Raw genomic sequence first — 22720 nt, 5'->3', positions numbered from 1 at the left:
GTCGCCCTCACAGCCCTCATGCGACGCCTCATCGTCATCGCAAACGCGCGCCTGCGCGACGCCTTCGCCGAACATCGACAGGCAAGCGCGAACTGAGTTGATGACGGGCGTACGCGCCAGCAGCACCTCGCCGAACTCCACCACCGAGCGTCCGACGAGGTTGGCGGTGAGGAAACCGAGCAGGGTCACCGCCACGAAGGCGATGAGCAGGCCGAGGCCCGGAATCGAGAACGGCAGGTAGTGATCCGGCAGGTAGCTCGCCGGCACCAGCGGCTTCACCCAGCCGTCGATCAGGGCGATAAACCACCACGTGATGTAGATCGTGATCGCGAGCGGACCCGCGACGATCACGCCGGTGAGGAAGTAGGTCCGCAGCCGGCCGCGGGCGCTGACGCGCGTCTTGGACGAGGCGGGTTCCGGAGCATCCGGAATCGGCGAGAGGGTCGGCGCCACGCTTGCACCTCGGGGAGGCGGAACGAGCGGGCGGACGGCGTCATCCCGACCTCCGGCTCTCCGGGCAGAGACGTAGCGGCTGCGCACCGACGGCTCAAGAGCGGCAGGCGCCGGCGGGCCGATTGAGTGGTGCGCGAGGCAACTTGATCGAGGGCCGCGACCACTTACCTCGAAGTGGCCCGCTGTGGCCAAGGTTCACGAGTTTAAGGGAGAGGACGCGATGCACGTCACCATCGAGCAGGCGGAGAAGGCGATTGAGGCCGCGCGCGCCAAGGCGGTCGAACTCGGCACCCAGATGTGCATCGCCGTGGTCGATTCCGGCGGCAACCTGAAGGCCTTCCACCGCATGGACGGCGCCTGGGTCGGCTCGATCGACATCGCCCAGAAGAAGGCCAAGACCGCCGTGTTCTTCGGTATGAAGACGGGGCAGATCGGCTCGCTGTCGCAGCCGGGCGGCTCGCTCTACGGCATCGAGCACTCGAACCAGGGCCTGATCACCTTCCCCGGCGGCATCCCGATCGTCGATTCGGACGGCGAGATGTCGGGCGCCATCGGCGTCAGCGGCTCGTCGGTGGAGAACGACGACGCGGTGGCGCTCGCCGGCGCCAGCGCGATCGGCGATACCGAGCTGCCCGACCACCCCTGGCGCACCTGATTTCTTCAAGAGGCGCGTCGATCCGGAGGCCGGGTCGATGCGCCGAACGACCGTCTTCGGCGCTCACTCCACCGTGACGGATTTGGCCAGATTGCGCGGCTGATCGACGTCTTTCCCCATGAAGACGGCGGTGTGATAGGCGATGAGCTGGATTGGCACCGCATAGACGATCGGCGCGATCACCGGATCCACGTCCGGCATGGTCAGCGTCGCCAGCGTGTCGAGCCCGGCCGCCGCCCCCCTGGCGTCGCCAACCAGAATGATCCGACCACCGCGGGCGGCGACCTCCTGCATGTTCGAGACGGTCTTCTCGAAGATTGCGTCGTGGGGCGCGATCACGATCACCGGCACGCTCTCGTCGATCAGGGCGATCGGCCCGTGCTTGAGTTCGCCCGCCGCGTAGCCTTCGGCGTGGATGTAGCTGATTTCCTTCAGCTTCAAGGCGCCTTCGAGCGCCATCGGATAGCTCGTGCCGCGCCCCAGATAGAGCACGTCGCGGGCTTTTGCGATCTCGCGGGAGAGCCCCTCGACCTCGGCTTCCATCTTGATCGCCTCGGCCATCAGGCCCGGGGCGGTGATGAGCGCATCGACGATGGCACGCTCGTGCTCCGCATCCAGCACGCCGCGGGCGCGCCCGGCGGCCAGGGCGAGGCAGAGCAGCACCGTGAGCTGGCAGGAGAAGGCCTTCGTGGAGGCCACCCCGATCTCGGGGCCGGCGAAGGTCGGCATCACCGCTGAGGATTCCCGCGCGATGGTCGAGGTCGGCACGTTGACCACCGCCAGGGTGTGCTGGCCCTGGCTCTTGGCGTAGCGCAGCGAGGCGAGCGTGTCGGCAGTCTCACCCGATTGCGAGATCACCAGCGTCAGCCCGTCCCGCTCCAGCGGCGGCTCGCGGTAGCGGGTCTCGGAGGCGACATCGATCTCGACCGGCAGGCGCGCCAGGGTCTCGAACCAGTACTTGGCGACGAGGCCGGCGTAGTAGGCGGTGCCGCAGGCCGTGATCGAAAGGCGCGAGAGCCGGGCGAAGTCGAAGGGCAGCGCCTCCTGCAGCACGACCTGGCCGCGGGCCATGTCGATGTAGTGGGCGAGCGTGCGGCCGACGACTTCCGGCTGCTCGTGAATCTCCTTCGCCATGAAGTGGCGGTGGTTGCCCTTGTCGACGCGGTAGGCCTGCGTCGCGATGCGCTGGCGGGGGCGGCGCACCGCGGCTCCGGTGATGTCCCGGATCTCGGCGCCGTCGCGGGTCAGGATCGCCCAGTCGCCCTCTTCGAGATAGGTGATCTCATCGGTGAACGGTGCGAGCGCGAGCGCGTCCGAGCCAAGATAGGTCTCGCCCTGCCCGTAGCCGATGGCGAGCGGCGCGCCGTGGCGGGCGCCGATCAGGAAGTCTTCTTCGCCCGCGAACAGGAAGGCCAGGGCGAAGGCACCGTGCAGGCGCGGCAGCGCCGCCTCGACGGCGGCCACCGGCCCGAGCCCCTGTCCCATCAGGTGACTGACGAGCTGGGCCACGACCTCGGTGTCGGTCTCGCTCTCGAAGCGCGCACCCGCCGCCACGAGTTCGGCCTTCAGCTCGCGAAAATTCTCGATGATCCCGTTATGGACCACGGCCAGCCGCTCGGTGGCGTGCGGGTGGGCATTGGTCTCGTTCGGGCGTCCGTGCGTCGCCCAGCGGGTATGACCGATGCCGATGTCGCCCGGCAGCGGCGCCTCGGCGAGCTTGCGCTGCAGGTTCGAGAGCTTGCCCTCGGCGCGCCGCCGGTCGAGCCGGCCATGGTCCAGGGTGGCGATGCCGGCGGAATCGTAGCCGCGATATTCGAGCCGTCGCAACGCCTCGACCAGTGCGTCCGCGACTGACTCACGCCCGACGATGCCGACGATTCCGCACATGGCCGATCCTGAAGACGCTCGATCAGAAATGCGCCGTTCCATCCCGTACGGGATGTTGCCCGGACCCGGCTCCCGCGATGCAGGAGCCCGACCTAAAGCGCGGCGCGGATGAAGGGGCTTGTACGGATCGCGGCGCGAGAAGGCCAGCACTGCCGCCTTCGGGCTTTTCCCTCAGCCCTTCTTCGCCTCGCGGGCAGCCTTGGCGGCCTTCAGCGATTGACGCAGGGTCTTGGCCGCTCCCTCGCGGGTGACCTGCCGCCCCCGCGCCACGGCGAGCGCGTCCGCCGGCACGTCGCGGGTGATGACCGAGCCAGCCCCGACCAGCGCGCCCGCGCCGACGCTCACCGGCGCCACCAGCGCCGAGTTCGAGCCGATGAAGGCGCCTTCGCCGATCTGCGTCCGGTGCTTCGACACGCCGTCGTAATTGCAGGTGATGGTGCCCGCGCCGATATTGGCGCCCGCCCCGATCTCGGCATCGCCGAGATAGGTCAGGTGCGAGGCCTTGGCGCCCGCATGCAGGGTCGCGTTCTTGATCTCGACGAAGTTGCCGAGATGGACGCCCGCCCCCAGCACCGCGCCGCCACGCAAGCGCACATGCGGGCCGATATCGGCGCCCTCCATCAGCCGGGCGTCGTGCAGGTGCGAGAAGGCGCGGATGGTGCAGCCGTCGCCGACGACGACGCCCGGGCCGAACACGCAGTGCGGCTCGACGACGACGTCGCGCCCGAGGATCGTGTCGACGCTCAGGAAAACCGTCTCGGGCGCCATCAGCGTCGCCCCCCCAAGCTGGGCCCCCCGGCGCAGGCGCGCCTGGATCGTGGCCTCGGCCTGGCTGAGCTGCACCCGGTCGTTGACGCCCTGCGCCTCCGCCTCGGCCACGGGCACCACGGCCACGGAGAGCCCATCGGCGACGGCGAGCGCCACCGCGTCTGTGAGGTAGTACTCGCGGTTGGCGTTGTCGTTGCCGATCCGCTCCAAGAGGCTGAGGGCGTGCGCGCCCGAAAGCGCCATCAGCCCGGCATTCGACAGGCACACGCGGCGCTCGTCTTCCGACGCATCCTTCTCCTCGCGGATCGCCAGGACGCGGCCGCCTTCCGTCAGAACGCGCCCATATCCGGTGGGGTCGGCGGCCTCAAAAGCCAACACCGCCACCGCCGCGCCCTCGCGCAGGGGGGCGCGTAGGCGGGCATAGGTCTCGGCCGTGATCAGCGGCGTGTCGCCGAAGGCCACGATCACGTCCTGCCCCCCCTCCAGGGCCGCACGGGCGGCGAGGACCGCGTGCGCGGTGCCGAGCCGCTCGGCCTGGGGATGAACGCCGGCGCCGGGTGCCAGCCGCTCGATCTCGCGAGCGACGTCCTCGCGGCCCGGCTCGACCACCACCGCGAGGCGGGAGGCCCCCGCCTCCTGCACGGCGGCGAGCACGTGGCCGAGCATCGAGCGGTTGGCCAGCGCGTGGAGCACCTTGGGCCGGTCGGAACGCATACGCGTGCCCTTGCCGGCCGCCAGCACGATCGCGGTGAAGCCGCTCTCCGCCCCCTTGTTCGCGCCTGCCGTCATCGAGATCCGCTTCCTGTCGTCTGGGAGTGCTTCCGGACGCCCACCCTCGCCGACGATGGCGGGAGCGAAGCGAGAGACACTGAATCGACGGCCCGTTTAACCGATCGGATGGCGAGCGCGAAGGGCAGGCATCACGGCGCCGGCACGAGCGGGCGAGCGGCGCGGATGGAATGGCCCGCGACGCGAGGGTGATGACCTGAGGGTCCTCACCACGGCAGGCAGCGAATCCGCAGAAGATCGTCCACGCTCAGCCGGACGCCGAACGCCAGAGCACGCCAAGCCGGCATCGTTGCGAGGCCGAGACCCACGGCCAGGGCGAGCCAGGGCCAAACCCGCCGCAGGCGATCGCTTCCCGGCCGCGAATGGCCGGCATCCCGCCGCAGCCCGCCCTCCCCCGTCCGCCTCATCGCCGGACCGCCGCAGGCGCCGCTTCGGCAGGTCCGCGCCCGCGCCGCAGCAGCCAGAGGCCGCCGAGCAGCATGGCGAGGCCCCAGGCGAGGAAGCCGAGATCCCAGGCGAGCCAGTACGACCGGTCCACCCGCTCGTTGACGTGGTGCACGCCGAGCCAGTGGTGGTCGATCAGCCCTTCGACGAGGTTGAACAACCCCCAGCCGACGAGCAGGCTGCCGATCAGCGCCCGGTTCGACCAGCGCAGGTGCCGCCCCCGCGCCCGGCGCCACAGGACGAACAGCCCGATCACGACGAAGACGTAGGTCGCGCTGTGGAAGATGCCGTCCCACAACGTGTTGCGTTCGAGGTTCTCGATCGAGGTGATCGGGTACCAGGAACTGAGCATGTGGTGCCATTGCAGCACCTGATGCAGCACGATCCCGTCGAAGAATCCGCCGAGACCGAGCCCGAACAGCACGCCCGCCGCGACCGGGAAGTCGGCACCCTCGGTCGGCACGGGAGCGCCCGGTTGATCGCGCGTCGCCATCGCCGCCCGTCTCACGGCGAGCGGTAGGCGGAACCGTCCTCGGCCCGCGCCGGCGTCTCGACGTAGCGGCCCTGGTCCGGCACCGCGACACGCTCGAAATCTTGGGCCAGCGCGTCGAGGCCGCGGCGCAGCTCCGGTCCCTGGAGGGGACGTCCGTGGCCGGTGATCGCCCGCTCGGGCCGGAGCGCGGCGAGGCTGCGCACGGAGCCGCCCGCCGCCGGCCAATCGAGCGTCAGATACATCGGCGGCCCGTGGATCTCCGGCTCCTGTGTGACGACGGCATAGGCCGATTCCTGCGCGGTGGTGACGAAGGCGTCGCCCGCGATCAGGCTGCGATCGGCCTCGCGCCAGAACGAGACGTGGCCCGGCGCATGGCCCGGCGTGTGCAGCCAGCGCCAGCCCGGCATCGGCGGCACGCTGCCGTCGGCGGGCAGGCGTTGCAGGCGCGTGGACACGTCCACGGGCTTGGTGGGATAGAGCGGCGCGATGCGCGCCATCAATCCGCCGCCGACGCTCGGATCCGGCGTCGGGTAGGCGGCGCTGCCGTCGAGATAGGGGTGTTCGAGGCCGTGGGCGTAGACGGGGACGTCCCACTCCTCCGCCAGATCCTCCAGCACGCCGACATGGTCGAAATGGCCGTGGGTCAGGACGATGGCCGCCGGCCGGGCGCCCTCGCCGAAGCGGGCGGCGGCGGCGTTGCGGATCGCCGCCTTCGAGCCCGGAATGCCGGCATCGACGAGGACCCAGTTGCGATCCCCCGCGCCGGAGGCGCCGACGAACACGACGTTGGCCAGGACAAGGCGGCGATAGGCAAGATCGGGCGCGATTTCTTGGGTGCCGTCGTCGCGCTCGGCATCGGCCCGCGGGTCGTCGGCGCGGGCTTGGCGGCTGATCGGGATCTGCTGCGCCACAGCCTTCTCCTGTGCGAGGTGGGACGAGAGTTCGGCCGGCGCGCCGGCCGTGCAGGATCGGTCCTCACGGGAAGGCCGGCGCGAAAGCTTTGTTCCCGGATCGCGACAGGACAGAAACGATCGCCGCCGAGCGTTTGTCAGAAACTTCGCGAGAACGCTGAGGTTGAAAGGCTATAGACTGACCAAGAAACCGGGCATTCGCCCAGGAAACCCAGCATTTGCAAATTCAGGCTGAATCGCCCTGAATTGCCACGCACATGCTGCCCCCGTGCCGCTTCCCGTGTCCCTGTCACGCGGTTGCCGAGCGGCGGCTCCATGATGGGCCACCCTCGATTCCGATCCTCGATTCCGGGCCCGATGCCGTGAGCGATCCGACCTACCCTCCCCTCGATGTGCTCAAGCCCGTGGCCTTCGGCCTCTGGATCGTGGATAGCGGCCCGATCCACGCCGCCGGGCTGCCGCTGCCGGTGCGCATGACCGTGGTGCGGCTCTCCGATGGCGGCCTCTGGCTGCACTCGCCGACCCGTTACGAGGCGGGCCTGCACCGCGAGATCGAGGCGCTCGGGCCGATCCGCCACCTCGTCGCGCCCAACGTCGCGCATTGGACCTATCTGAAGGAATGGCAGCGCCATTGCCCGCAGGCCCTGACCTGGGCCGCCCCGAACCTGCGCCAGCGCCGGCAGGTCCGTCAGGCCGGCCTGCGGCTGGACCGGGATCTCGGCGAGGCGGCGCCGCCCGAATGGTCCGCCGACCTGACGCAGACCGTGGTGCCCGGCGGGCTCGGGTTCCGGGAGGTGGCGTTCTTCCACGCCGCCTCGGCGACGCTGATCCTGACCGACCTCGTGCTGAACCTGGAACCGGGCAAGCTGCCGCTCCTGCTGCGCCCGCTTCTGCGGATCGCCGGGGCGACCGCGCCCGACGGGCGCGCGCCGATCTATCTTCGGCTGGTGATCTGCCTGCACAAGCGCGCGGCGGCCCGTGCCGCCGCGAAGCTCGTCGCCCTGTCGCCGGAGCGCGTGGTGTTCAGCCACGGCACTTGGTTCGACCGGAACGGCACGAACGAGTTGCGCCGCTCCCTCCGTTGGCTGCTCGACTGAGCCCTCCTCGACGATCGCTCAGGCGTTGCTCCGCCCGCGATGATCGGGATCGATCCCGCCTTCGGGTGTAGTCTCGTTCTCGACATCGCCCTCGACGGTGGAGTCACCCTGGATCGCCTCCGGATCCGTCCCGGTCATGCCCTTCGACTGGCCGATGCCCGGATTGCCCTTCAGGTCGGCATCGCTCGGCGTGTCCGTCTTCAGATGCTTCGACATGGAACTGTCGTCTCCCGGTGTCTCGGTTGGAGTCCGGGCAACCGGGGTGCATGGCCGGTGTTCCGGGGGCATCCTGACCCACCCCCGGCCGAGGATCGGTCCTGTCCACAGGGATTCTGCCGGGTCAGACGGCTCCGCGTCCCGCTTCACGGTGCCGGCCGCGACCCGTCCTCCCGCTGCGCCCGGCGCAGGGCGTCGAGCAATTCGCCCTCGATGAGCAGGGCGGAGCCGTAATGGAACTCGATGTCGAAGGCGTGCCGGGAGTTCATCGAGAGCGAGGCGCTCTGCATGGCGACGAGCCGCCCGGCCTCGTCGAACAGCCCCGAACCCGAACCGCCATAGCCGTCGTTGCAATCGTGGCGGGCACGGCGGATGCCGCCCTCCGTCGGCGGATCGATCCGGCGGACCGTGCAGGACTCCAGGCTGCTGTCGCCCCGGTAGTTCTGGTGACCGCCGGGAGCGACCAGGGTCACGGGAAGCGCGAGGTCACCCGTGGACAGGTCGGGAGCCGCCTCCGGCACCGGCTGGCGCGGGGCGTCGGCGGGCTGAGCAAGCCGCAGCAACGCCCAATCGTCGGTGATGTGGAGGCGTGTGGCGTTCGCGGCCACGCCGAGCCGCAGGCTATCGGCGACGAAGTCGTAGTTGCGGCCGCCGATCTGAAAATAGCAATCGCCGACCGACCGCGTCGTGTCGAGCTGGCGGTTTCGGAAATTGTGAGCGTTCAGCATCACGAGCGAGGCCGTGCCGATCAGCCACGCGGCCGCGGCCTTCTGCGGCACCCCGTCCGAGCGGCGGCACCATAGAACCCCGGCTCCCGGATAGCGGGCCCGGTCGCCGCCCGTCATGTCGCGGCGCCCGTCATAGGGGTAGAGCGCGGCGCTCCGGCCCCTCGCGAGATCGTGTGGAGCCACCGCGGAGGCCCGGTGCGTCGGATCGTCTCCCGCCGGGGCGCGGCTGCCTGCGATTGCCACCAGCGCGAGCACGCCCCCCATCGCCAGAACGCGCCGTGCGCGCCGCCCCTGCGCCATCGCCGACCAGCCTCCCGCTGCACCGGGCCGCTTCGCGAGAGCCCGTTGCCGATAGTGGTGCGCCGGGCCTCGGCGGCGGTCAAGCCAACACAGCAAGAATGAAGTGCTGCTCCTTGGCAATTTTAGAATTGCCTTATCGTCCCGACAAGAAATGTCCGACCAGCTAAAGACATATCGTTCAATCAAAGCCTAGAAATTATAGGCGAAGGGACGCTAATAAGTCTTTTATAAGACCGCAGCGATCTAAGAATCCTCTTAGTTCCACGACGCGGCACTTCGAAGGACTTCGGAGCGAGCCCGGAACCTCAGAAAAACGTCTGAGAGATGCCGCGAGGCCGAAAGGCGAGGCGGTTCAGTGAGGAGACGCAGGATGAGCAGGTTTGTGACATCGGTCTCGGCCTTGGCGATGCTGGCGCTCGCGCCGGCCGCGCTGTCGAGCGCCGCATACGCCAACGACAAACTGGTCGAGTTGTCGAAGAAAGACGAAAACTGGGTGATGCCCGGTAAGAACTACGACTCGGACAACTACAGCGAGCTGAAGCAGATCAACAAGAGCAACGTGAAGCAGCTTCGGCCGGCCTGGACGTTCTCGACCGGTCTGCTCAACGGCCACGAGGGCGCGCCGCTCGTCGTCGACGGCAAGATGTACATCCACACCTCGTTCCCGAACAACACCTTCGCCCTGGGCCTCGACGATCCGGGCACGATCCTGTGGCAGGACAAGCCGAAGCAGAACCCGGCCGCCCGCGCGGTGGCCTGCTGCGACCTCGTCAACCGCGGCCTCGCCTACTGGCCCGGCGACGGCAAGACCCCGGCGCTGATCCTCAAGACGCAGCTCGACGGCAACGTCGCCGCGCTCAACGCCGAGACCGGCGAGACGGTGTGGAAGGTCGAGAACTCCGACATCAAGGTCGGCTCGACGCTGACCATCGCCCCCTACGTCGTCAAGGACAAGGTGATCATCGGCTCCTCGGGCGCCGAGCTCGGCGTGCGCGGCTACCTCACCGCCTATGACGTCAAGACCGGCGAGCAGGTGTGGCGCGCCTATGCCACGGGTCCGGACAAGGACCTGCTGCTGGCCTCCGACTTCAACATCAAGAACCCCCATTACGGCCAGAAGAACCTCGGCACCGGCACCTGGGAGGGCGATGCCTGGAAGATCGGCGGCGGCACCAACTGGGGCTGGTACGCCTACGATCCGGGCACCAACCTGATCTACTTCGGCACTGGCAACCCGGCGCCGTGGAACGAGACCATGCGTCCGGGCGACAACAAGTGGACGATGACGATCTTCGGCCGCGACGCCGATACGGGTGAGGCCAAGTTCGGCTACCAGAAGACCCCGCACGACGAGTGGGACTACGCTGGCGTCAACGTCATGATGCTCTCCGAGCAGAAGGACAAGGACGGCAAGACCCGCAAGCTGCTGACCCACCCGGACCGCAACGGCATCGTCTACACGCTCGACCGCACCGACGGCTCGCTGGTCTCGGCCAACAAGCTCGACGACACGGTCAACGTGTTCAAGTCCGTCGACCTGAAGACCGGCCAGCCGGTGCGCGATCCGGAATACGGCACCCGGATGGACCACCTCGCCAAGGACATCTGCCCCTCGGCGATGGGCTACCACAACCAGGGTCACGACTCGTACGATCCGAAGCGTGAACTGTTCTTCATGGGCATCAACCACATCTGCATGGATTGGGAGCCCTTCATGCTTCCCTATCGTGCGGGTCAGTTCTTCGTCGGTGCGACGCTGAACATGTATCCGGGCCCGAAGGGCGACCGTCAGAACTACGAAGGTCTCGGCCAGATCAAGGCGTACAACGCGATCACCGGCGACTATAAGTGGGAGAAGATGGAGCGCTTCGCCGTGTGGGGCGGCACCATGGCCACCGCGGGCGACCTCGTCTTCTACGGGACCCTCGACGGCTACCTGAAGGCGCGCGACTCCGACAACGGCGACCTTCTCTGGAAGTTCAAGATCCCGTCCGGCGCCATCGGCTACCCGATGACCTACAGCCACAAGGGCACGCAGTACGTCGCCATCTACTACGGCGTCGGCGGCTGGCCGGGCGTGGGCCTCGTGTTCGACCTCGCCGACCCGACCGCCGGTCTCGGTGCGGTGGGCGCCTTCAAGAAGCTCGCCAACTACACCCAGATGGGCGGCGGCGTGATCGTCTTCTCGCTCGACGGCAAGGGTCCCTACGACGATCCGAACGTCGGCGAGTGGAAGTCGGCCGCCAAGTAAGGCCAAGCCATCGGCAGACGAGCCTCCCCTCCCCCCCGCGGGGGAGGGGCAGGGCTGGGGTGGTGCGGGCCCTCAAAACGGTCCGCACCACCGCGCTCCACTCTCCGCAGGACGTTTCCTCGAACGTGCCGATGCCCCGGCACCGGCGACGGTCTGCACGGGAGATGCGTGGTGGGCAGGCCCGGATCGTCCCGGCGGGACATCCGACGACGCGCCTGAGCCCCGCGCCAAGACGTCATAAGAATAATCCAGAGGAAACGAAGATGTCGCTCGTGAACGGACGTCGCCGAGCCGTCGCCTCGGCCGTCGCCCTCGCGGCCTTGACCGGTCTGTGCGCCCCTGCCCTGGCGCAGGACAAGAAAGCCGCCGAGGCTGCCAAACCCGATGCCGGGACCTTGCGCATCTGCGCCGCCGAGCAGCCGCCGCTCTCGATGAAGGACGGCTCGGGCCTCGAGAACCGCATCGCCACCGCCGTCGCCGAAGCGATGGGCCGCAAGGCCCAGTTCGTCTGGCTGGGTAAGCCGGCGATCTATCTCGTGCGCGACGGGCTGGAGAAGAAGACCTGCGACGTGGTGGTCGGGCTCGATTCCGACGATCCCCGGGTGCTCACCAGCAAGCCGTACTACCGCTCGGGCTACGTCTTCCTGACCCGCGCCGACAAGGATCTCGACATCAAGTCCTGGTCCGACCCGCGGCTGAAGGAAGTCAGCCACATGGTGGTCGGCTTCGGCACGCCGGCCGAGGCGATGCTCAAGGACATCGGCCGCTACGAGGAGGACATGGCCTACCTCTACTCGCTGGTGAACTTCCGCGCGCCTCGGAACCAATACACGCAGATCGACCCGGCCCGGATGGTGAGCGAGGTCGCCACCGGCAAGGCCGAGGTCGGCGTGGCCTTCGGGCCCGACGTCGCCCGCTACGTGCGCGATTCCTCGACCAAGCTGCGCATGACCCCGGTGCCCGACGACACCACCCGCAGCGACGGCCAGAAGATGCCGCAGAGCTTCGACCAGTCGATGGGCCTGCGCAAGGACGACACCGCCCTGAAGGCGGAGATCGACGCCGCCCTGGAGAAGGCCAAGCCCAAGATCGAGGCGATCCTCAAGGAGGAGGGCGTGCCCGTGCTGCCCGTCTCGAATTGAGCCGCCGCGCGATCGCTTCCGTGATGAGGACCAAGACCAAGACAATGATGAACCGGACAAAGATCGGTACCGCCCTGCTCGGCTTTGCGCTCGTCGGCGGCGTTCTGGGCAGCGTTCCCGCCCTGGCCCAGCCGCAATCGGGCCCGCAATCGGGCGTGGTGTTCCGCAACACCGTGACCGGTGAGGCGCTGGACGTGACGCAGGGCAAGGAGGGCGGCCGCGACACGCCTGCCGTGAAGAAGTTCTTCGAGACCGGCGAGAACCTCTACATCGACGACAAGTCGTGCCTGCGCAACGGCGAGAGCCTCTACGCGACGTCGTGCTCGGGCTGCCACGGGCATCTTGCCGAGGGCAAGCTGGGACCCGGCCTCAACGACAATTACTGGACCTATCCGTCGAACACGACCGATGTCGGCCTGTTCGCGACGATCTTCGGCGGCGCCAACGGCATGATGGGCCCGCACAACGAGAATCTGACGCCCGACGAGATGCTGCAGACCATCGCCTGGATTCGTCACCTCTATACGGGGCCGAAGCAGGATGCGGTCTGGCTCAACGACGAGCAGAAGAAGGCCTACACGCCCTACAAGCAGGGCGAAGTCATCCCGAAGGACGCCAAGGGCCAGTGCAAGCCGCTGGAGGAGTGATCCGTTCGGGATTCGGGCCGGATCGACCGGCGCGATCGAGGGGGGCGAGAACGCCGCTCGCCGCATCCCACGAAAGCACGTCCCAAGAAGATCAGGCTCACCCAAGAGCACGTCTCAAGAAGTGGAGGAAACCATGAAGTCCACGCTCATCATCGCCGCCGCCGTCGCCCTGTCCGGCCTTGCCGCGCCGGCGCTCGCCTATGACGGCACCAAGTGCAAGGCGCCGGGCAATTGCTGGGAGCCGAAGCCCGGCTTCCCCGAGAAGATCGCCGGCTCCAAGTACGACCCCAAGCACGATCCGAAGGAGCTGAACAAGCAGGCCGATTCCATCAAGCAGATGGAAGAGCGCAACAAGAAGCGCGTCGAGAACTTCAAGAAGACCGGCAAGTTCGAATACGACGTCAGCAAGATCTCGGCGAACTGAGCCTGTCGTCCCCTCCCCTGTGCGGGGAGGGCATTCGGGGCGGAGGCGGTGCAGCACGCATCGCCTCGCCTCATCCTGAATCACCCCATCGTCTGCCTTCTCTCCAAGAGGGGAAGGAGAGGGTGCGATGCACGGTGCCCGGAGCACCCGAGACGGGACACGAAGGCCGAACCGCCTGATGAACACCCTGCGCCCCGGCGACGCCATGCTCACCGACTGGCGGGATGCGGCCGCGCGCTTCGAGCGCGAGGTCGGCAAGGCCGTGGTCGGTCAGGAGCGGGCGATCCGCCTCCTGACCATCGCGATCTTCGCCCGCGGCCACGTCATGCTCGAAGGCGATGTCGGCGTCGGCAAGACCACGCTGCTGCGCGCGGTCGCCCGCGCCCTCGGAGGCGCCTACGAGCGCGTCGAGGGCACCGTCGACATGATGCCCACCGACCTGATCTACCACACCTATCTCGGCGAGGACGGTCGCCCGCGGGTCGAGCCCGGCCCGGTGCTGCGGCAGGCCGAAGACCTGTCGGTGTTCTTCTTCAACGAGATCAACCGCGCGCGGCCGCAGGTCCACGCCCTGCTCCTGCGCATTATGGCCGAGCGCAGCGTCACCGCCTTCAACCGCGAGTACCGCTTCCCCAACCTCCAGGTCTTCGCCGACCGCAACCGGGTCGAGCGCGAGGAGACCTTCGAGCTGCCCGCCGCCGCCCGCGACCGCTTCCTGATGGAAATCGGCATGGAGGCGCCCCGCGACGCCAAGGCCCGCCGCGACCTCGTCTTCGATCCCCGCTTCCACGACACCGACCGGCTGACCGGAGAGGTCGCGGCCGGCGTGCTCGACCATGATCGCATCGGCACCATCGCCAGCGCGATCCAGCACGCGATCTCGGCCGAGCCGGCGATCGAGACCTACGTCGTCGGCCTGTGGGAGGCGCTGGTGCGCCCCGGCCCCGCCGGCATCCGGCTGCCGGGCATCGACATGGACCGCCTGATCCAGGGCGGCGCCTCGCCCCGCGGCGTCGCCTTTCTCGTGCGCGCCGCCCGCGTCCGCGCTTGGCTGGAGGGCCGGGACTGGCTGGTGCCGGAGGATATCCGCGCCGTCTTCCCCGAGGTCATGGCCCACCGCGTCTTCCTTGAACCCGTCTACGAGATGCGGCGCGCGCAGATCGTGCCCGACCTCATCCGCGCGGTGTTCGAGACGGTGCCCGCCCCGTGAGCGGCCCGGAGGACGGGGTCAGCGACACGGCCGACATCATCTACCTGCCGCGCTGGCGGCCCGGCGGACACCGAGTCGGCGCCCATCGCGGGCGCGATGCCGGCGGCCTCGGCACGTTCCGCGATCAGGTCAGCTTTTCACGCCTGCCGGATGCCCGCCGCATCGACCTGCGCGCGTCGCTCCGCGACCCGTTCGAGGGCGTGTTCGTGCGCCGCTTCGAGGCGCGCAGCCCGGTCGAGACCTACGCGCTCGTCGATCTCTCCGCCTCCATGCGCTTCCGCGGCCGGGCCGACCGGCGCGAACTGGCGCACGCCTTCTGCGCCACGCTCGCCCGCTCGGCGACGCGGATCGGCGACGGCTTCGGCGTGATCGCCTGCGACGACACCCTGCGCGACGACCTCACCCTGCCCGCCACCCGCCACCGCGCCGCCGCCCAGGCCGCCGCGGCGCGTCTGCGCGAGGCGAGCTGCGACGGACGCGGCGCCGGGGGCCTGCTGGAGGCCGCGCGCCGCCTCGCCGGGCGCCCGAAGCTGATCTTCCTCGTCTCCGATTTCCGCTGGCCCGAGGCGCTGATCGAAGGCGTGTTCTCGGCGCTGGCGCTGCACGACGTGAGGCCGGTGCTGCTCGCTGATTCCGCCGAGGCCGAAGATCTGCCGGCCTGGGGCCTCGTCGAGCTCGACGACCTGGAAGGCGCCGGGCGCCGCCTCGTCTTCCTGCGCCCCGCCTTACGCCGCCGCTGGATCGCCCGCGAGGCCGAGCGCGTCGAACGCTTGCGCCGGATCTGCGCGCCCTTCGCCCGCCCGCCCTTCCGGCTCGCCGACCGCTTCGACGCGGAAGCCTTGAGCCGCCACCTGATGACGACGTGAGAGCGATGCGCGCGCTTGGCCTCGCCCTCCTCCTCGCGCTGGTGTCGCTGCCGGCCGCCGCCCAGGTGCGCGGCGTCGAGCTGCGCACGCCCCGCGCCTTCGGCTATTTCCAGGGCGACCTCGTGCAGGTCCAGGCCGAGATCCGCACCGATCCCGGCTTCACCCTGCAGCGCCCTTCCCTGCCGAAGCCCGGCCCGGTCACCTACTGGCTCGACCTGCGCGACGTGCGCACCGAAGAGAGCCGGGGGGCTGACGGCGCGCATGTGATCCGCCTGCGCCTGACCTATCAGGACTTCTACGTGGCGCTCGATGCCCGCACCCTCGAAGTGCCGGGCTTTCCCGTCACGGTCGAGAGTGCCGGCACGAACGGATCGACCACGGCGGTGGCGCAGGTGCCGACCTGGAAGATCGGCGTCTCGCCCCTTCGCGAGGTGCAGCCCGAGCGGCGCGACGACCCGGCCGAGTACCTCCGGCCCGACGGACGCGCCCCGCGCCTCGATCCGCAGCCGGCGCTGGCCTCGGCCGCCGGCTTCCTCGCGCTCGCCGTCCTGGCGCTGGGGCTGCTGGCCTACGACCGGGCGTGGTGGATTTTCGGACATCGCCGGGGTCGGCCCTTCGCGCAGGCACTGAGGGCACTCCGCCGGGCGAAGCGGCAGTCACAGGGTGAAGCCCTGTACCGCGAGGCGCTGCTCGCCCTGCATCGCGGCCTCGACGCGACCGACGGACGCCGGGTGCTCGCCGACGACCTGCCGGATTTCCTCGGCCGCCATCCCGCCTTCCGGGCACAGGCGGGCGGCCTCCAAAGGTTCTTCTCCGCCTCGCGGCTGGCCTTCTTCGGCCGGGACACCGCCGGGGCCGGGACGACACTGCCCCTGCCCGAGGCCGAGGCCCTGCTGCGCCGCCTCGGCGCGGTCGAGCGGAGCGCGTGACGCGGGTGGCGGCGCTCTTCCCCTCCCTCGGCGTGGCCACGCCCTGGCTGCTCTGGCTCCTGCCGCTGGCGCTCCTGCCGCTGCTCCTGTCCGTCACCCGGCGCAGCGCGGTGTCCTCGGTCGCGGCGGCGCCCGAGGATCCTCTCTCCTCCGGCCTGCGGATCGCCCTGACCGCCGCCGGCATGCTGGCGGTCGGCGGTCTCGTCCTGGCGCTGGCCGGCCCCTACCGCGCGGGCGAGCGGGTCACCCGCACCGGCATCGGCGCGCAAGTTTCGATGCTGATCGATCGCTCGGGCAGCATGAACGAGACCTTTGCCGGCCGGCAGCCCTCGGGGGCGGAGGAATCGAAGGCCATGGCCTCCCGGCGCATCCTGCGCGACTTCGTCGGCGAGCGCGCCCACGACCAGTTCGCGGTGACCGCCTTCTCCACGGCGCCGATGCTCGTCGTGCCGATGACCGACCGGCACGACGCCGTGCGCGCGGCGGTCGCCGCCATCGACCGGCCGGGTCTCGACTACACCAACGTCGCCCGCGGCCTCGGCATGGCGCTGTCTCAATTCGGGGCCGGCGCGCCGGGGGTGTCGCGGGCGCTTCTTCTGGTCTCGGACGGGGCGGCGGTGATCGATCCGCGCATCCAGGCGCAGTTGCGGGCCGAGTTCGCCCGGGTGCAACCGAACCTCTACTGGCTGTTCCTGCGCACCAAGGGCTCGCCCTCGATCCACGACAAGCCCGCGGGCGAGGACACGCCGCAGGCCGCGCCCGAGCGCCATCTCGACTTGTTCTTCAAGAGCCTCGGCGTGCCCTACCGCGCCTTCGAGGCCGAGGGCGCCGACGCGGTGGCGAATGCCGTGCGCCAGATCGAGGCGCTGGAGCGCGACCCGATCCCCTATACCGAGGAGCGCCCGCGCCGCGACCTCACCGGTTGGGCCTACGGGGTCGCCGCCCTTGGTCTGCTGCTCCTCGTGCTGGCCAAGCTGGCGGAGACGGATTTCGTCCGCACGTCGGCGCACGCGTCGTCACGGCGCTCCGCTCATCCGGCTCCCGTCACCGGTGGGGCGGCCGCCGTGCCGAAAAGGGCCGCCGCATGATGCCCTCCGCTCTCTCTCCCGCGCACTCTCAATCCCCTTCCCTGCGCGCCCGGCTCGGCGCGGGCGCGCGCCAAGTCTGGCGCAGCCTCCGCCCGACCCTGCTCGTGCTGCTGCCGATCCTGCTCGCCGCCGCCGCCGCCGCCCTCGCGCTCGCGGCGTGGCGGGACACGCGCACCAATGCGGCCATCGCCGAACTGGAAGCGGGGCACGACATCGCCGTCTCGGCGCACGCCCCCGACGCGCTCCTCGTCGCGCGGGTCAAGTTCCTGGCGTTTCGCGATCGCCTGAATGAGGCCGAGCCGCTCCTGGAAACCCTGGACAACCGCAGATCCGGGGATGCGGCGGCCCGCGCCCGCTACATCGTCGCCAATGCCCGCATCCGCGAAGCCTTCCGGCTGATCGAGCGCAGCGAACTCGACAAGGCCGGCCCGCAGGTCACGCTCGCACGCCAGGACTACCGCCGGGCGCTCCAGGCCCGGCCCGACTTCTGGGACGCGAAGTTCAACTTCGATGTCGCCTCGCGCCTGATCCGCGATTTTCCCGAATTCGACCGCAAGTTCGGCGACGAGCTGAAGGCCGAGCCCAAGCAGATCTGGACCGACATCCCCGGTCAGCCCCGGGGTGGGCCATGAGCGTGTGGGCCGAGCTTCCGTTCGGAAAAAACCTGCGCGACCGCCGCTTCCAGGCGCTCGCCGCAGCCCTTCTGCTCGCTGGGCTCGCGATCGTCGTGCCCCCGCTGCCGCTCACCCGCTCGGGCGTGTCGGTGCTGGCGGTGGTCGACATCACCGGCAGCATGAACGTGCGCGACTATACGCGCGACGGGCGCCCGGCGAGCCGGCTCGACATCGCCAAGGCGGCCCTGCGCGATCTGCTGCCGGAACTGCCCTGCGGCTCGCGCCTCGCGCTGGCCCTGTTCACCGAGCGGCGGCCGTTCCTGCTGTTCGCGCCGATCGAGGTCTGCGCCGATTTCGCGCCGCTGGACGGGGCGATCGCCGCACTCGACTGGCGCATGGCCTGGGAGGGCGACAGCCGCGTCGCTTCGGGCCTGCACCGCGCCGTCGCCATGGCGGGTGAACTCGACACCGACCTCCTGTTCATCACCGACGGCCAGGAGACGCCGCCGCTGCCGGCCAACGGCATTCCGCCCTTCGAGGGCAGGCCGGGCGCGGTGCGCGGCCTGATCGTCGGGGCGGGCGGCCACGCACTCGCGCCGATCCCGAAATTCAACGATCGCGGCCGCGAGACCGGCTTCTACGCCGAGACCGACGTGCAGCAGGAGAACCGCTTCGGCCCACCCCCGGCCGACGCGGAATCGCGCGAGGGCTACAACCCGCGCAACGCCCCCTTCGGTGGCGCCGCGGCGCGGGGCGAGGAGCATCTCTCCTCCGTGCGCGAGCCGCACCTGAAGGCGCTCGCCGCCCAGACCGGCCTCGCCTACGCCCATCTCGACGGGCCGGACAGCCTGCGCGCGCCGCTGCTGGCGGCGGCGACCCCGCGCCCCCTGCCCGGCCGGCTCGACCCGCGCCCCTTCCTCGGCGCGGCGGCGCTCGCGCTCGTGCTCGCCAGCTTCCTCGCCGGTGCGCGGCGCGCCCGCCTCACACCCTTCACCCCCAGCAGGATGTCATAATGCGTCTGTCCCTTCTCGTTCTTCCACTCGCACTCGCCGCGACCGCCGCCCTCGCCCACGGCCCGACCCCGCAGAAAGTCTCCAAGTCGATCACGATCAAGGCGAGCCCGGACGCGGTGTGGAAGGTGGCGGGCGACTTCGCCGGCATCGGGAAGTGGCACCCGGCGATCGCGAAGGCGGAGGGCAGCGGCTCCAAGGAGAGCGGCACCCGCACCCTCACCTTCAAGAGCGGCGGCAAGATCGAGGAGAGCCTCGACGAGTACAAGGCGGACGCGCGCACCTATTCCTACCGGATGGGCGAGCCGGACCTGAAGGTGCTGCCGGTCTCGTCCTACTCCGCGACCCTCACCGTGAGCCCGGAGGGCGAGGGCTCCAAGGTCGAGTGGATGGGCCGCTTCTACCGCGGCGATACCGGCAACGAGCCCCCCGAGAACCTCAGCGACGAGGCCGGCAAGGCGGCGATGAACACGTACTTTTCGGAAGGCCTGAAGGGCCTGAAGGCGGCCGTGGAGGGTGGCAAGGCCAAATGATCCATCCCGCCCTCGCCGCGCTGCCCATCCTCCTGCTCGCCGGCCTGCCGGTGCGGGCCGCGACGGTCTACGTCGCGAGCCAGCAAGGGGCTAAGGTCACGCGCGTCGAGGCGGGCGCGGTCGCGGGCCACGCCACCGTCGCGGGCGCCCCCGCGACGGTGGCGGCGGGCGGCGGGCTCGTCTTTCTCAGCCATCCCGACGGGCAGGCGATCACGGTCGCCGACGGCGCCACGGGGGCGGTGCTGCGCCGCCTCCCCTACAAGGGCCAGGGCTTCGGCCTCGCGGCATCGGCGGACGGCCGGACCCTGTTCGTCGCCGACTGGTCGGGCCATCGCATCGATCGGCTCTCGGCCGCGGACGGCACCGTCGAAGCCTCCGCCGAGACCGGCCGCGACCCCGCCCACATCGCCCTCGACCGCGCCGGCCGGCTCTACGTCGCCGACCGGGAGAGCCACCAGGTCAGCGTGTTCGACGCCGCCCGGATGACGCGGATCGCGACGATCTCTGTGGGCACCGCGCCCTTCGCCCTCGCGTTGAGCCCGGACGGGCGCCGCCTCTATGTCGGCAACGTGCGCAGCAACGACCTCACCGTGATCGACACGGGAAAGCTCGCGGCGCTCGCCACCGTCCCGGCCGGCGCCATGCCCTACGGGCTCGCCGTGAGCCCGGACGGGGCGCGGGTGTTCGTGACCAACCAGCAGGCCGGCACGGTCACCGTGCTCGATGCGGGCCCCCTCACGATCGCCGCGACGGTGGGCGTCGGCCGCTATCCCGAGGGCATCGTGATCGAGGGCGGCCGGGCCTATGTCGCGAACTGGTTCTCCGACAGCGTCTCCGTCCTCGACCTCGCCACGCTGAAGGAGGTCGCGCAATTACCGGTCGCCGAGGGCCCGCGCAGTCTCGCCGTCGCTGCTCCCGCACAGGAAACCCCGCGATGAGGTCGCCCGCGGCCCGTCTGATCGCCGGGCTCGCCGCCCTGCTCCTCCTCTCCGCCTGCGACCGCGGCGCAGAGACGTCCACCGAGACGGCGAGCGCGGCGCCAGACCGCGGCGACGACGGGGCGATCGTCGCCTCGACCGCGGAGGATCACCTGCCCGACTGGCTCTCGCCCACCGACGGCACGGATCCGGCGCGTTGGCTCGCGGGGCGCGAGGCGGGACACCCCTTGCCCGCGGACGCCGCCGCGGTCAGGGACTTGCGCGAATCCCTCGACCGGGCGCGCAGCGCCTTCGTGGAAGACAAGCGCATGATCGCCAACCGCACGGTGCAGCTCGGACAGATGCTGTCCGAGATCGGCAAGACCGAATCCTATCGCGGCCTGATCGACGGCCTCGGCGCGATCGCGGCTCTGCGCGGTCGCCACAAGAGTCTCTACGGCGAGATGTGCCAGCACTACTACAACACCCGCGCCCAGGGCGCCGACCACGCCACGGCCCTGGCCCGCCTCGAAGCCCGCGAGCGGCCGGAAATCGCCGCCCCGGAGTTGCCGCGTCAGCCGGGAGGGCAGCCGTGAGCAGCGGACGCGCCGCCGCCCTGCCTCGGACCGTGCCGGCCCGGCCGGAGACGCTCCTCGTCATCGACGACCACCCGATCGTGATGCAGGGCGTGCGCCGGCTGGCGGAAGCCGCAGGCGTCGCCAGAGTCTACGAGGCCGCCGACATCGTCTCGGGCTACCGTCTGTTCCACCGGCACCGGCCGGCCCTCGTGGTGGCCGACCTGAGCTTCCGCGACGATGGGCTGTCCGGGCTGTCGCTGATCCGCCGCATCCGGGCGCTGGACCCCGCCGCACGCATCCTCGTCTTCAGCATGCATGCCGACCCGGTGCTCGTCTCCCGCGCCCTGGAGAGCGGCGCGCTCGGCTTCGTGCTCAAGGATGCCGGGTCGGACGCCTTCCTGGAGGCGCTCGACGCCGTCCATGCCGGGCGGGGCTACCTGCCGCACGCGCTCGCGACCGACGTGGCGATGCTGAACCGCAGCGCCCGCCCCGCCCCGCTCGCCACCTTGAGCGCGCGCGAGTTGCAGATCCTGTCGCTGCTGAGCCAGGGCAAATCCTACGACGCCATCGCCAGCGCCATGGCCGTGAGCTACCGCACGGTGATCAACGCCAGTTCCAGCATGCGCAAGAAGCTCGGCGTCGAGTCCCGCGCGGGGCTGGTCCAGATCGCGGTCAACCGGCGCCACGCACTGCTGTGACCCAGTTCGAAGGCGTCCGCAGGCTTTTGAAGCGGCGGACCGGACCCATCCTGGGGTGTCGTGCAAGCGGCCTCGAAGGCCCCCCGGCTTCAGCCGTCACTCGGCGGGCCGCTCCGGCACGGGCTCGCCGGTCGAGGCCTTCGGGGCGGGGCCACCCGCGGGCGTGGCGAAGGGCAGCGTCAGCGCCGCCGCGACCAGCACGGCGGTGATCCAGCGCTTCGGCCGCTCGGGGGCGGAGGCGGCGAGGCTCGGACCGCCGAGCCGGGGCCGCGCGCCCTCCCCGCAGAGGGGCGCCGGACGCAGGAGCCCCCCTTCCGGCACCCGGTCGAGGTCGCGTTCGACCGCGCCGAGCAGCGCGGCGGCCTCCCCGTCCAGGCTGTCCCAGTGACGGGTCAGGACGCCGCGCTCCGCCGGCTCGGACGCCGCGGCGTCCGGGCCGGTCTCCGTCGTGCGCTCCTCGGGGGTCGTCCTGTCGCCGGTCATGACGGGCGGCGTCAGGCGCGGTGGTAGGCGTCCTCGAGGCGGACGATGTCGTCCTCGCCGAGGTAGCTGCCGAGCTGCACCTCGATCAGCTCGACATCGTCGTTGCCGGGATTTTCGAGGCGGTGGATCGCACCGAGCGGGATGAAGATGTGCTCGCTCTCGCGGTAATCGGCGACCGTGTCGTCCACGGTGACCCGGGCGCAGCCGCGCACCACGACCCAGTGCTCGGCCCGGTGGCGGTGCTTCTGCAGTGAGAGCCGGCCGCCCGGCGCGACGGTGATCCGCTTGACCTGGAAGCCGTCGGAGGCCTCCAGCACCCGGTAGCTGCCCCAGGGACGGTGCGAGGAGGCGTGCCACTCGGCCTGGGGCCGGCCCTTGCTGCGCAGGATCTCGACCATCTTGCGCACGTCGCCGCAGCGGCTGCGGTCGGCCACCAGGATCGCGTCCTTCTCGGCCACGACCACGAGTGATCGGCCCCCAGGCGGTGGTCCAAGTTCTAAGTTAGTGCAGGGTCGGCCTTTGCTCCACGGGTCGCTTGGCCGGCGGAGCCGACCGGGTGAGCGCAGCCGGCCAAGCGGTGAAGGCCGGC

Annotated in this window: 25 protein-coding genes; 16 read left to right on the top strand and 9 right to left on the bottom strand. The window is 70.3% G+C overall.

Annotation, left to right across the window (positions count from 1 at the left end; translation table 11 throughout):
- On the bottom strand, positions 1-453 hold a 453-nt coding region (locus MFF24_RS27020), incomplete at its 3' end, for a DUF502 domain-containing protein (RefSeq protein WP_238228991.1).
- Positions 454-673: 220 nt separating this feature from the next.
- Here MFF24_RS27020 and MFF24_RS27015 point away from each other — a divergent pair.
- Complete coding sequence (locus tag MFF24_RS27015) at positions 674-1108, top strand: GlcG/HbpS family heme-binding protein (protein ID WP_238228990.1); 435 nt, start codon at positions 674-676, stop codon at positions 1106-1108.
- A 63-nt stretch (positions 1109-1171) separates the two neighbouring features.
- Here MFF24_RS27015 and glmS read toward each other — a convergent pair whose 3' ends face one another.
- From glmS to MFF24_RS26995, 4 genes are all read right to left on the bottom strand, one after another.
- Positions 1172-2995 carry a glutamine--fructose-6-phosphate transaminase (isomerizing) gene (glmS, locus tag MFF24_RS27010; protein WP_238228989.1) on the bottom strand — a complete coding sequence of 608 codons (1824 nt, stop codon included), beginning with the start codon at positions 2993-2995 and terminating at the stop codon, positions 1172-1174.
- Positions 2996-3166: 171 nt separating this feature from the next.
- Positions 3167-4552: a bifunctional UDP-N-acetylglucosamine diphosphorylase/glucosamine-1-phosphate N-acetyltransferase GlmU gene (glmU, locus tag MFF24_RS27005; RefSeq protein ID WP_238228988.1), complete on the bottom strand. Its 1386-nt coding sequence runs from the start codon at positions 4550-4552 to the stop codon at positions 3167-3169.
- A 403-nt stretch (positions 4553-4955) separates the two neighbouring features.
- Positions 4956-5489 carry a DUF2243 domain-containing protein gene (locus MFF24_RS27000; protein ID WP_108941858.1) on the bottom strand — a complete coding sequence of 178 codons (534 nt, stop codon included), beginning with the start codon at positions 5487-5489 and terminating at the stop codon, positions 4956-4958.
- 11 nt (positions 5490-5500) lie between these two features.
- Positions 5501-6400, bottom strand: coding sequence for an MBL fold metallo-hydrolase (locus MFF24_RS26995; RefSeq protein WP_238228987.1), 900 nt, complete (start codon positions 6398-6400; stop codon positions 5501-5503).
- Between the two features lie 362 nt (positions 6401-6762).
- On the opposite strand from MFF24_RS26995, the gene MFF24_RS26990 reads away from it, so the two are divergent.
- The gene (locus tag MFF24_RS26990) at positions 6763-7497 is read left to right on the top strand and encodes a DUF4336 domain-containing protein (RefSeq protein WP_238228986.1); all 735 of its coding nucleotides are present in this window, start codon (positions 6763-6765) and stop codon (positions 7495-7497) included.
- Positions 7498-7515: 18 nt separating this feature from the next.
- Here the strand turns inward: MFF24_RS26990 and MFF24_RS26985 are convergent, their stop codons facing one another.
- Together MFF24_RS26985 and MFF24_RS26980 are read right to left on the bottom strand one after the other, a co-directional pair.
- On the bottom strand, positions 7516-7713 hold the full coding sequence (locus MFF24_RS26985; protein WP_108941855.1) for a hypothetical protein: 198 nt from the start codon (positions 7711-7713) through the stop codon (positions 7516-7518).
- Between the two features lie 146 nt (positions 7714-7859).
- The gene (locus tag MFF24_RS26980; protein WP_238228985.1) at positions 7860-8741 is read right to left on the bottom strand and encodes a S1 family peptidase; all 882 of its coding nucleotides are present in this window, start codon (positions 8739-8741) and stop codon (positions 7860-7862) included.
- 370 nt (positions 8742-9111) lie between these two features.
- Here MFF24_RS26980 and MFF24_RS26975 point away from each other — a divergent pair, with 370 nt between their 5' ends.
- From MFF24_RS26975 to MFF24_RS26910, 14 genes are all read left to right on the top strand, one after another.
- Positions 9112-10992 carry a methanol/ethanol family PQQ-dependent dehydrogenase gene (locus tag MFF24_RS26975; RefSeq protein WP_108941853.1) on the top strand — a complete coding sequence of 627 codons (1881 nt, stop codon included), beginning with the start codon at positions 9112-9114 and terminating at the stop codon, positions 10990-10992.
- Between the two features lie 263 nt (positions 10993-11255).
- Positions 11256-12134 (top strand): methanol oxidation system protein MoxJ, encoded by an 879-nt coding sequence (moxJ, locus tag MFF24_RS26970; RefSeq protein WP_133089124.1) that lies wholly within the window; start codon positions 11256-11258, stop codon positions 12132-12134.
- Positions 12135-12178: 44 nt separating this feature from the next.
- The gene (gene moxG / locus MFF24_RS26965; RefSeq protein ID WP_108943069.1) at positions 12179-12781 is read left to right on the top strand and encodes a cytochrome c(L), periplasmic; all 603 of its coding nucleotides are present in this window, start codon (positions 12179-12181) and stop codon (positions 12779-12781) included.
- Between the two features lie 133 nt (positions 12782-12914).
- Positions 12915-13205, top strand: a complete 291-nt coding sequence (locus MFF24_RS26960) for a methanol dehydrogenase [cytochrome c] subunit (RefSeq protein WP_108941851.1) — start codon at positions 12915-12917, stop codon at positions 13203-13205.
- A 178-nt stretch (positions 13206-13383) separates the two neighbouring features.
- On the top strand, positions 13384-14415 hold the full coding sequence (locus MFF24_RS26955; protein WP_108941850.1) for an AAA family ATPase: 1032 nt from the start codon (positions 13384-13386) through the stop codon (positions 14413-14415).
- Positions 14412-15281, top strand: coding sequence for a DUF58 domain-containing protein (locus tag MFF24_RS26950; RefSeq protein WP_238228984.1), 870 nt, complete (start codon positions 14412-14414; stop codon positions 15279-15281). The genes MFF24_RS26955 and MFF24_RS26950 overlap by 4 nt, the downstream gene beginning before the upstream one ends.
- A 5-nt stretch (positions 15282-15286) precedes the next feature.
- The gene (locus tag MFF24_RS26945) at positions 15287-16210 is read left to right on the top strand and encodes a nonribosomal peptide synthetase MxaA (RefSeq protein WP_238228983.1); all 924 of its coding nucleotides are present in this window, start codon (positions 15287-15289) and stop codon (positions 16208-16210) included.
- A 5-nt stretch (positions 16211-16215) separates the two neighbouring features.
- A complete protein-coding gene (locus MFF24_RS26940) occupies positions 16216-17298 on the top strand; it encodes a vWA domain-containing protein (protein ID WP_238228993.1) in 1083 nt (360 codons plus the stop codon).
- Positions 17298-17930 carry an MxaK protein gene (locus MFF24_RS26935; protein WP_238228992.1) on the top strand — a complete coding sequence of 211 codons (633 nt, stop codon included), beginning with the start codon at positions 17298-17300 and terminating at the stop codon, positions 17928-17930. Before MFF24_RS26940 ends, MFF24_RS26935 begins: the two co-directional genes overlap by 1 nt.
- Entirely contained in the window at positions 17927-18925 is a 999-nt protein-coding gene (locus MFF24_RS26930) for a vWA domain-containing protein (protein WP_238228982.1), read from the top strand. The genes MFF24_RS26935 and MFF24_RS26930 overlap by 4 nt, the downstream gene beginning before the upstream one ends.
- Positions 18925-19455: an SRPBCC family protein gene (locus tag MFF24_RS26925; RefSeq protein WP_238228981.1), complete on the top strand. Its 531-nt coding sequence runs from the start codon at positions 18925-18927 to the stop codon at positions 19453-19455. The genes MFF24_RS26930 and MFF24_RS26925 overlap by 1 nt, the downstream gene beginning before the upstream one ends.
- Entirely contained in the window at positions 19452-20393 is a 942-nt protein-coding gene (locus tag MFF24_RS26920) for a YncE family protein (RefSeq protein ID WP_238228980.1), read from the top strand. The genes MFF24_RS26925 and MFF24_RS26920 overlap by 4 nt, the downstream gene beginning before the upstream one ends.
- On the top strand, positions 20390-20968 hold the full coding sequence (locus MFF24_RS26915) for an MxaH protein (protein WP_166060669.1): 579 nt from the start codon (positions 20390-20392) through the stop codon (positions 20966-20968). Before MFF24_RS26920 ends, MFF24_RS26915 begins: the two co-directional genes overlap by 4 nt.
- Entirely contained in the window at positions 20965-21648 is a 684-nt protein-coding gene (locus tag MFF24_RS26910; RefSeq protein WP_108941843.1) for a response regulator transcription factor, read from the top strand. The genes MFF24_RS26915 and MFF24_RS26910 overlap by 4 nt, the downstream gene beginning before the upstream one ends.
- Before the next feature lie 96 nt (positions 21649-21744).
- On the opposite strand, the gene MFF24_RS26905 is transcribed toward MFF24_RS26910, so the two are convergent.
- Positions 21745-22131, bottom strand: coding sequence for a hypothetical protein (locus MFF24_RS26905; protein WP_238228979.1), 387 nt, complete (start codon positions 22129-22131; stop codon positions 21745-21747).
- 11 nt (positions 22132-22142) lie between these two features.
- The gene (locus tag MFF24_RS26900; RefSeq protein WP_238228978.1) at positions 22143-22589 is read right to left on the bottom strand and encodes a cupin domain-containing protein; all 447 of its coding nucleotides are present in this window, start codon (positions 22587-22589) and stop codon (positions 22143-22145) included.
- Between the last annotated feature and the right edge of the window lie 131 nt (positions 22590-22720).

Origin of the sequence: Methylorubrum aminovorans (assembly GCF_022179725.1) — a bacterium.
In the GTDB taxonomy this organism is placed as follows: Bacteria; Pseudomonadota; Alphaproteobacteria; order Rhizobiales; family Beijerinckiaceae; genus Methylobacterium; species Methylobacterium aminovorans.
The sequence above is the reverse complement of the archived record's forward strand: the minus strand, read 5'-3'. Positions and strand labels throughout refer to the sequence as shown.

Bases quoted from the DNA above. Each gene is read 5' to 3' on its own strand.
- MFF24_RS27015 (WP_238228990.1), top strand. From the start codon at position 674: ATGCACGTCACCATCGAGCAGGCGGAGAAGGCGATTGAGGCCGCGCGC.
- glmS (WP_238228989.1), bottom strand. From the start codon at position 2,995: ATGTGCGGAATCGTCGGCATCGTCGGGCGTGAGTCAGTCGCGGACGCA.
- glmU (WP_238228988.1), bottom strand. From the start codon at position 4,552: ATGACGGCAGGCGCGAACAAGGGGGCGGAGAGCGGCTTCACCGCGATC.
- MFF24_RS27000 (WP_108941858.1), bottom strand. From the start codon at position 5,489: ATGGCGACGCGCGATCAACCGGGCGCTCCCGTGCCGACCGAGGGTGCC.
- MFF24_RS26985 (WP_108941855.1), bottom strand. From the start codon at position 7,713: ATGTCGAAGCATCTGAAGACGGACACGCCGAGCGATGCCGACCTGAAG.
- MFF24_RS26980 (WP_238228985.1), bottom strand. From the start codon at position 8,741: ATGGCGCAGGGGCGGCGCGCACGGCGCGTTCTGGCGATGGGGGGCGTG.
- MFF24_RS26975 (WP_108941853.1), top strand. From the start codon at position 9,112: ATGAGCAGGTTTGTGACATCGGTCTCGGCCTTGGCGATGCTGGCGCTC.
- moxJ (WP_133089124.1), top strand. From the start codon at position 11,256: ATGTCGCTCGTGAACGGACGTCGCCGAGCCGTCGCCTCGGCCGTCGCC.
- moxG (WP_108943069.1), top strand. From the start codon at position 12,179: ATGATGAACCGGACAAAGATCGGTACCGCCCTGCTCGGCTTTGCGCTC.
- MFF24_RS26960 (WP_108941851.1), top strand. From the start codon at position 12,915: ATGAAGTCCACGCTCATCATCGCCGCCGCCGTCGCCCTGTCCGGCCTT.
- MFF24_RS26955 (WP_108941850.1), top strand. From the start codon at position 13,384: ATGAACACCCTGCGCCCCGGCGACGCCATGCTCACCGACTGGCGGGAT.
- MFF24_RS26945 (WP_238228983.1), top strand. From the start codon at position 15,287: ATGCGCGCGCTTGGCCTCGCCCTCCTCCTCGCGCTGGTGTCGCTGCCG.
- MFF24_RS26935 (WP_238228992.1), top strand. From the start codon at position 17,298: ATGCCCTCCGCTCTCTCTCCCGCGCACTCTCAATCCCCTTCCCTGCGC.
- MFF24_RS26930 (WP_238228982.1), top strand. From the start codon at position 17,927: ATGAGCGTGTGGGCCGAGCTTCCGTTCGGAAAAAACCTGCGCGACCGC.
- MFF24_RS26925 (WP_238228981.1), top strand. From the start codon at position 18,925: ATGCGTCTGTCCCTTCTCGTTCTTCCACTCGCACTCGCCGCGACCGCC.
- MFF24_RS26920 (WP_238228980.1), top strand. From the start codon at position 19,452: ATGATCCATCCCGCCCTCGCCGCGCTGCCCATCCTCCTGCTCGCCGGC.
- MFF24_RS26915 (WP_166060669.1), top strand. From the start codon at position 20,390: ATGAGGTCGCCCGCGGCCCGTCTGATCGCCGGGCTCGCCGCCCTGCTC.
- MFF24_RS26905 (WP_238228979.1), bottom strand. From the start codon at position 22,131: ATGACCGGCGACAGGACGACCCCCGAGGAGCGCACGACGGAGACCGGC.